This is a genomic window from Nesterenkonia sp. PF2B19 (assembly GCF_001758425.2).
Classification (GTDB): Bacteria; Actinomycetota; Actinomycetes; order Actinomycetales; family Micrococcaceae; genus Nesterenkonia; species Nesterenkonia aethiopica.
Map to the genome: position 1 here is coordinate 1 of NZ_MDSS02000090.1, position 7,772 is coordinate 7,772.

Sequence of the window (7,772 nt, forward strand, 5' to 3'; positions counted from 1 at the left end):
CATTGGTCCCCGCATACCCACCCCGACCACGGCGTCCCGCCGCCGCCGCGGCGGCGTCCTCGCACGACGGCGACGGCGGCCGTCCCACGGCCCGGCGTGCCACCGGGGGTGGACTGGATGGTCGTCATCAGTCGTCCTCCCCGGGCCCGTCGACCTCGTCGAGCTCGTCCAGCATCTCCTGACCCCTCTGGTAGGCCTCATTGGCGAGTTCGACGTAGTCGTTCATGTTCCGCGCCTCGAGCTCGGCCACATAGGAGTCCCAGTCGTCCAGGTCCCGCTGACCGAGGATGAACTGCGCGGTGGCCTGGTCCACCTGGTCCGTCAGCGAGTTCTGCCACAGCGCGGCCTGCTCCAGCTCCAACTCGCTGAAGGGGATGCTCGGCTGCAGGGGCAGCTCCTCCTTGTCGGCCATCTGCTCCTGCAGCTCCACGATCTCGTCGCTCATCAGGGACAGGAAGATCTCGGTGTCGGAGCCGAAGTTATGCGTGAACACCCCGTTGTAGAAGCCGTAGTCGATGGAGAGGTGCTCCTCGGCCCCCGGGTTGAAGCCCTTGATGTCCACATTCTCGGCCAGTTCCCGCTCGCCGTCCTCGTCGGTCTCGTAGGTCTCGCCCTCCACACCCCAGGTGGCGAAGATCAGGCCCTCGTCTGAGTAGTAGAGCCAGTCGAGGAACTGCAGCATCGCGATGAAGTCCTCGCGCTGCGCCGTATGGGCGCCCAGGACCATCCCGACGTCGAAGCGTCCCCCACCGGCGACGTTGTCGCCCGCCGGTCCGGCGGGCACGCGGATCATCCGGACCTCGGCGTCGTCCTCCCCGATCTCCTCGAAGGCGGTGCGCAGAGTCTGCAGCTCCTCCTCGTTGGAGGCGATGGCCGCGGACTGCCCGGAGGCGAACTTCTGCACGGCGGAGTCGTCGTCCTGCGTCATCGACTCGGAGTCCATCAGGCCGTCTGCCACCAGTCCGGCGAAGTACTCGATCATCTCCCGGTACTCGTCGGTGGCCCCGGTGAAGACGAACTCGTCGGCGTCGGCATCGAAGTAGAGTCCGTTGCCCAACCCCCAGCCGCCGGCGGTGTCGAAGGACGGCCCGGCGAGGTTCAAGGTGGCGTTCATCTCCCACCGGTCGGACCATGGGGTCATCTCGGGGTGCTCCTCGGAGATCTGCTCCAGCTGGTCCTGGAACTCCTCCCAGGTCTCCGGGTCCTCGAAGCCCATGTCCGCCCAGATGTCATCGCGGATGGCCACGGACCAGTTGTGGAAGGGGTCCTCCCGCAGGCCGGGCAGGATGTAGGCCTTGCCGTCCTCCTGCCGCAGTTGGTCGAACTCCTCCTGCAGCTCCCACCGCTCCAGCTTGTCGGTGAAGTGGGGCATGTAGTCCAGGTAGTCGCTGACCGGGAGCAGCGCCCCTCCGGAGATGTAGGGGATCTCGTCTCCCGGCCACATCACCGGCACATAGTCGGGGATCTCGCCGGAGCCGATGAGCACCGAGCGCCGATCCTCGAAGTCGCTCAGTGGGGCGACCACCGGGTCGAGGGTGACCCCGTGCTCCTCCTCGAGGTGTTCGAGGATCAGCCAGTCGTCCTGCAACGGGTAGTTGGGATGGTCGCGATACAGCAGCGAGATGCTCAGCGGCTCCTCGGCGACGAAGGAGTCTCCGACGGAGAAGTCCTCCATCGCGCCGACGCTCTGCGCCTCCTCGTCGATCTCAGCCGTCTCGGTGGCCGACCCCGAGCCGCACCCGGCCAGCAGCAGGGCGCTCAGTCCGAGCACGGCGGTCGTCGTGGTCCTGCCTGGGACCTCATGCATCGCCGTCACCCTCGCTCTGCTCGTCGGACTCGTCGTCGATCTGCTCGTCGATCTGTTCCTGGGCCCGCTCATAGGCTTCGTTGGCCATGTCCACCAGGCTCTGCATGTTGAGGTTCTCCAACTCGGCGACATAGGAGTTCCAGTCGTCGAAGCTGCGCTGCCCGAGGATGAACTGGGCAGTGGCGGTCTGGACGTGGTCGGTCAGACTCGTGGACCAGAGGCCCAGCTGCTCCAGCTCCAGGTCGGTGAAGGGATGCGCCGGAGTCACCGGGCGCTCCTCCTTGTGCTGCATGCTCTCCTGCCACTCGATGACGTGAGGACGCAGGCCGGAGTGCACGAACTCGGTCAGGGAGCCGGCGGCATGCATGAACGGCTGGTTGTGGAAGCCGTAGTCCCGGAGCAGGTGCTCCTCCGCGTCTGGGTGGAGGCTGTTGATGTCGATGTCCTCGTCCAGTGCGATCTCACCGTCGGCGTCCCGCTCGTAGGTCTCGCCCTCCACGCCCCAGGTGGCGAACTCGAGGCCGTTGTCCGAGTAGTAGAGCCAGTCGATGAACTGCAGCAGCGCCATGAAGTCGTCCTGGTCCGCCATCGAGTTCGCGATCATCAGGCCTGAGTCGAAGCGGGCTCCGCTGTGCACGAAGTCGCCGTCGCGGCCGCCGGGGATGGGGATCAGGCGGGCCTCCGCCCCCTCGGTGCCGAGTTCCTCGAACCCTCGGTGGTAGATGGTCGTGGACTCGTCGTTGCCGCCGATCACGAAGGACTCTCCGGCGGAGAACTTCTGCTCCGCCATCTGGTCGTCCTGCGTCATGGTCTCGGCGTCCATGAGGCCCTCCTCCACGAGGCCCGCGAAGAACTCCAGCAGCTCGCGGTACTCGTCGGAGGCCCCGGCGTAGATGAACTCATCGGCATCGTGGTCGAAGTACAGGCCCTGCCCGTAGCCCCAGCCGGCGACCGTGTCGAAGTTGGCCGACGCGATGTTCAGGGTGCTCTGCAGCTCCCAGCGGTCGGACATCGGCGTGATGTCGGGGTAGGCCTCCTTGACCTCCCGCAGCTGGTCCGCCAGTTCGTCCCAGGTCTCCGGGTTCTCCAGTCCGAGCTCGTCCCAGATGTCACCCCGGACTACGAGGCTGAAGATGTAGAACGGGTCCTCCCGCAGGCCCGGCAGCATGTAGGCCTTGCCGTCCTCCTGCCGCAGGGCGTCGAACTCGTCCCAGAGCTCCCAGCGGTCCAGCTTGTCGGTGAAGTTGGGCATGTAGTCCAGGTAGTCGCTGATCGGCAGGACCGCGCCGCCGCTGAGGTAGGGCACCTCCTGTCCGGGGTAGGTCACAGGGACGTAGTCGGGCATCTCGCCGGCGCCGATGAGCAGGGAACGTTGCTCCTCGAAGTCGCTCAGCGGGGCGTCCACCAGGCTCAGGGAGACGTTGTGCTCCTCCTCGAGCTGATCGAAGAACATCCAGTCCTCGTCGAGGCCGTGGTCCGGATTGTTCCGATACAGCAGTGAGAACTCGACCGGCTCGGTGGCCACGAAGGTGTCGTCGACGCCGAAGTCCTCCATGGCGCCCACGCCCACCTGGTCCTCATCGAGCTCGACGCCGTCCTCCTCGGCTGATCCGGCTCCCCCGCAGGAGGTGAGCAGCAGTGCTCCCGTGATGCTCAGGGCAGCGGTCCTCCATGGAAGGGTCCTCCAGGGACGGGTGCGCACGGTATGCCTCATGGTGCGGTTCCTCTCAGGTGCGGTGAATCAGGTGCGGTGAATCAGGTGCGGTGACACAGATGCAGGGAAAAGAGCAGCGCCACGGTCTTGGGAATTTGTTGTGACATGAGGCACAATAATGTCCGGGACGCCGTTGTGCAAGAGGTCACAGCGAAGAATTCCATCGATGAAGCGGGACGTCGATGGAGCGCCCCGGTATGCCTGATTCAGCTTCTGACCAGGGATTTCCTGTCTGTCAGCACGGAAGGAGCCGCCATCGGTCCGAGAGAGCACGGCGGTACGACGACGGCGCCCCCACCACGTCGGTGAGGGCGCCGCATGGCAGCCGGAGCACGGGCCGCCAGGAGAGGCTGGCGGGCCGATCGGCGTCCGATCGTCAGCGAGTCACAGGCGGTTCAGTATCGCCGCACGGCTTCCGGGTTGGCCTCGATGTCCCGGCGCACCTCGGCCGCGATCCGACGCTCCACGATGAAGCTCAGGAACGGCACCACTCCGCCCAGCACGATGGTCACCAGACGAGAGAACCGCCAGTTCATCAGGAACCACAGACGGAACCCGGCGATCACGTAGACCACGTAGATCCAGCCGTGGATCACCGCCGTCCAATAGGAGATGCCGGTGCCTCCGCTGACCGACTCCTTCGGATGGAAGCCGAGCGTGTTGGCCGCACCCTCGGCGGTGGTGCCGCCGGCGTAGAGCTCGTAGCCGAAGCCGTAGTCCATGATCATCTTGGCCACCAGGATCAGCAGCATGATGCCGGTGGTGAAGGCGAAGACCTTGTAGAAGGTCAGCGAGCCGCTGATCTGCTGCATGGTGCCTTGGAAGCGCCGCTTCTGGGGCCGCTTCGGCACGGCAGGCACCTCGGTCACCTGCGGGGCGTCTCCGGTGTTCTCAGGCATCACGTGTCCTTCTCATCGAGCTTGCGCGCCGCCTCCGCGGTGGCGGTCTCCTCCGCCTCCCGAGGGCTCTGTCCGGCGGCGACGGCGGCCAGGTACTCCTGCTTCCACTGCTGCTCCCACTCGGTGTCGAGCACCGCGGCCTCCTGCGACTTCTCATGGGCGTCCTTGACCAGTCGCCACCACAGGAAGAAGGCGAAACCGGCGAAGACGACCCACTCCACGGCGTAGAAGAGGTTCAGCCAGTTCACGGAGGATCCCTCCGGCTGTGGTCCGACCCAGACCGGCTCCAGAGGGACGGTTTCGGCCTCGGCCCCGATCTCATGGCCGGACGCGTCGACGACGTCGAAGGCGACCACGAATCCGGAGTAGGACGGCAGATCCCACACGTTGATCAGCTCCGCCGGGGACAGGCTGGCGAACACGTGGGCGGCCTCGCGCTCCCCGGCCACGGGAGCTTCAGGCGGCAGCAGGCGCCCGCGCAGCTCGAGCTGCTGCCCCGCAGGCGGCGCGTCCACGGCGTCGACGTCGTCGGTCCAGCCGCGGACCACGGGGATGACCTCACCGTCGGGGGCGCCGTCCACTGCGAAGGCGGCGACGGCCCACCATCCGGGCTCACCGTCCTGCAGCCGCTCGGAGATCAGCACCTGGGAGTCCTCGACGAACTCGCCGGAGTGAGTGACGATCCGATCCGCGTCCAGGGCGGTCATCGCACGCTGCGGCGCGTACACCTCGGTCAGCGGCGCGGGCTCCTCGGTGACCTCCCGGGAGGGTGTCTCCTCGGTCCGCGACTGGCCGAACTGCCAGGCACTGGCCACGACGAACACCGTGGCCAGGATCAGGGCCAGGGCGAGCATCGCGATCCATTTGGGCTGCAGCGCGGTCTTGAGCACCCCACCAGGATACGCGGGACAGCAGGGCTCGGATCACCGCGTCCGAGAATGTTTCTACGCCTGGTAGAAGAATGGGGATCAGGCGCCTCCTCGTCACGGAGCCGCTCTCGATTGGTGACGAAGCCCACGCTGGTGTCAGTATGGACCCATGATGCGCTTGGATCACGTCTCGTATGCGGTCGGCCCGGATGGCATGGATGCCACGGTCGAGAGGATTGTCGGTCAGCTGGGCGTGGAACGCGTCAAGGGCGGTATCCATCCGCGCTTCGGCACACGCAGCTCGATCATTCCTCTGAAGAACCGCCAGTACCTGGAGATCGTCGAGGTCCTCGACCACCCCTCCGCCGACAAGGCACCGTTCGGCCAGGCCGTGCGGAACCGCTCCCAGGTGGGAGGCGGCTGGATGGGATGGTGCGTCACCGTCGACGACCTCTCCCCCTTCGAGGACCGGCTGGGGCGCAAGTCCGTGCCCGGCAATCGGAAGTTCCCGGACGGCCAGGAGCTCACCTGGCAGCAGATCGGCATCAAGGGGCTCATCGCAGACCCGCAGGTGCCCTACCTGCTCCGCTGGGACGAGGGCACCGAGGACCTGCATCCCTCGCAGGCCTACCCGCCCGAGGCTGAGCTCATCCGCCTGGCCATCGCCGGGTCCCCGGACCGCGTGGCCGACTGGCTCGCCTGCCCCAAGGCTGACCCGTTCGAGGACGTCGAGGTGGACTGGGTGGCACCTTCCGGCACACCGGGCATCATGTCCGCCACCTTCCGGACCCCCGCGGGCGACGTCACCATCTGAGGCGGCCTGCACCGCACCCGTCTGACACAGCACACGTCCCATACCCCGCAGTACTCACCGCACAGTGGGCGGGGCTCCCTGACCGGGAGCCCCGCCCACTGTCGTCTGTGCCGTCTCCCCGGCGGCGCGTCAGGCCGGGGCCTGGGCGGAGGCCGCCCTCAGGATCGCCTCGGCAGCCTGCTCTGCGCCGTCCTCCGGCATCCGCGCCGGGCCGGCGGGCGCCCAGCCCCGGTCGTCCAGGACGTCCAGGGCTCCGGTGAGCCGGGCACGCAGCGCGTCGATGTCCTGTGGGCCCTCCACCTCGGTGTGATGCCCCCAGCCGGCCTGGACGGCCTGGGTCGCGCGGCGTCGCAGCGCCTCCTGCTGGTCGAGCCGGAGACGACGGCGGGGCCGCTCTGCCGCCCCGCGGATCGGCTTCTCCCCACCGGGCCCCTCGGTGAGCCACAGGGTGGGGATCCGCGCCGGGCTCCAGGTGTGCACGGCCCGGTGCCCCGGCACGGCGACGGCGCCGACCGTCCGGGAGACCAGCTCCGCGGTGGCTCCTCCTGAGATCCTCTCCACGCCGGGGGCGGCCCGACGGGCCACGGCGGAGTCCAGCAGGGCGACCCTCCACTCGGGACGGCGGGCCGCGAAGAACTCCAGGACGGCGTCCTCCACAGCCGCGGTGGTGTCGGGGCTCACCCCGGGCAGGTCCAGGACAACCGTCGGAGCTCTGGTCTCGCCGGGCTCCGAGCCGGCAGTGAGGCCACCACCGGTGGCGCCCCGGACGGCGGCGTCGAGCAGTGGAGCCGTCGTCGCGGCCGATTGCGCACCGTCCTCAGTGATCTCGCCGAGAATCACCGGGGTCGGCGTGCTGCGGGCCGCCGGCTTTCCGCCGATCGGTGCCTCGGCGGCGGAGGCCAGGCGCACGTGGACCGTCGGATGGGCCCTGCCCAGTCGCTCCAGGACCCGGGCGGGGAGGTCGCCGTCGACCACCAGCACATCCGGGGCGAATCCGCTCATCAGCCGGTCCAGGCGAGGCAGCAGGTAGTCCCGTTCCCAGATCTCGGGGTCGGCGTTGAGGCTGTAGTGGGAGCCGATCCGCTGCAGCGGGAAGCGCGGCTCCTGCGGGCCTGCGGCCACCTGCCCGGCGAGTGTGGCCATGACGACGTCGGCCTCCGCCGTCAGGTTCTCCCCGATGCGGGTGAGTCGGCGCAGGGTGCCGGTGACGACGTCGTCGTCGCTGAGCAGCAGCACGCGGCGGCGCGGATGCGTCATGGTGTGTCCCTTCGTCTCGGCCTGTCAGTCACCGAGTCCGCCTCAGAGTCGTTCGATGTCATCAGAGATCGTCGCCCCACGAGTATCGAAGACCAACCCCCCAGCCCGCCTGACAACCTGCCCGATCGCCTCCAGATCATAGACACCATGCGGCTGCAGAATCACCACGACATCCGCTCCCACAAGCGCTTCCTCGAGATCAGGAACCCGCTGCAGCACCCCACCGTCGACATGCCAAGACTCCACATACGGATCATGGAACCGGACCTCAGCCTTCTTCTCCGTGAGCACCTTGGCCACAGGCACCGCCGGAGACTCCCGCTGATCCGCGATGTCCGGCTTATACGTCACCCCCAACAGCAGCACCGAAGACCCGTTCAACGGCTTGCCCACCTCATTGAGCGCATCCGCG

The 7,772-nt window shown here is 67.7% G+C and carries 7 protein-coding genes; 1 reads left to right on the forward strand and 6 read right to left on the reverse strand.

From position 1 onward, the window contains the following. Positions 1–127: 127 nt before the first annotated feature. The 4 genes from BCY76_RS16495 to BCY76_RS16510 form a co-directional block, all read right to left on the reverse strand. Complete coding sequence (locus tag BCY76_RS16495) at positions 128–1,807, reverse strand: ABC transporter substrate-binding protein (protein ID WP_070158752.1); 1,680 nt, start codon at positions 1,805–1,807, stop codon at positions 128–130. Continuing rightward, positions 1,800–3,521 carry an ABC transporter substrate-binding protein gene (locus tag BCY76_RS16500; RefSeq protein ID WP_083277269.1) on the reverse strand — a complete coding sequence of 574 codons (1,722 nt, stop codon included), beginning with the start codon at positions 3,519–3,521 and terminating at the stop codon, positions 1,800–1,802. The genes BCY76_RS16495 and BCY76_RS16500 overlap by 8 nt, the downstream gene beginning before the upstream one ends. Before the next feature lie 395 nt (positions 3,522–3,916). After that, the gene (locus BCY76_RS16505) at positions 3,917–4,420 is read right to left on the reverse strand and encodes a DUF3817 domain-containing protein (protein ID WP_070158749.1); all 504 of its coding nucleotides are present in this window, start codon (positions 4,418–4,420) and stop codon (positions 3,917–3,919) included. After that, positions 4,420–5,310, reverse strand: coding sequence for an SURF1 family protein (locus BCY76_RS16510; protein ID WP_083277268.1), 891 nt, complete (start codon positions 5,308–5,310; stop codon positions 4,420–4,422). Before BCY76_RS16510 ends, BCY76_RS16505 begins: the two co-directional genes overlap by 1 nt. Before the next feature lie 148 nt (positions 5,311–5,458). Between BCY76_RS16510 and BCY76_RS16515 the strand changes: the two genes are divergently transcribed. After that, positions 5,459–6,103: a VOC family protein gene (locus tag BCY76_RS16515; protein ID WP_070158748.1), complete on the forward strand. Its 645-nt coding sequence runs from the start codon at positions 5,459–5,461 to the stop codon at positions 6,101–6,103. Between the two features lie 129 nt (positions 6,104–6,232). Here BCY76_RS16515 and BCY76_RS16520 read toward each other — a convergent pair whose 3' ends face one another. Together BCY76_RS16520 and BCY76_RS16525 are read right to left on the reverse strand one after the other, a co-directional pair. Further along, positions 6,233–7,360 (reverse strand): hypothetical protein, encoded by a 1,128-nt coding sequence (locus BCY76_RS16520; RefSeq protein ID WP_085437935.1) that lies wholly within the window; start codon positions 7,358–7,360, stop codon positions 6,233–6,235. A gap of 42 nt (positions 7,361–7,402) precedes the next feature. Continuing rightward, positions 7,403–7,772 (reverse strand): UDP binding domain-containing protein (locus BCY76_RS16525; RefSeq protein WP_272896871.1); only part of this gene is annotated, 370 nt, incomplete at its 5' end.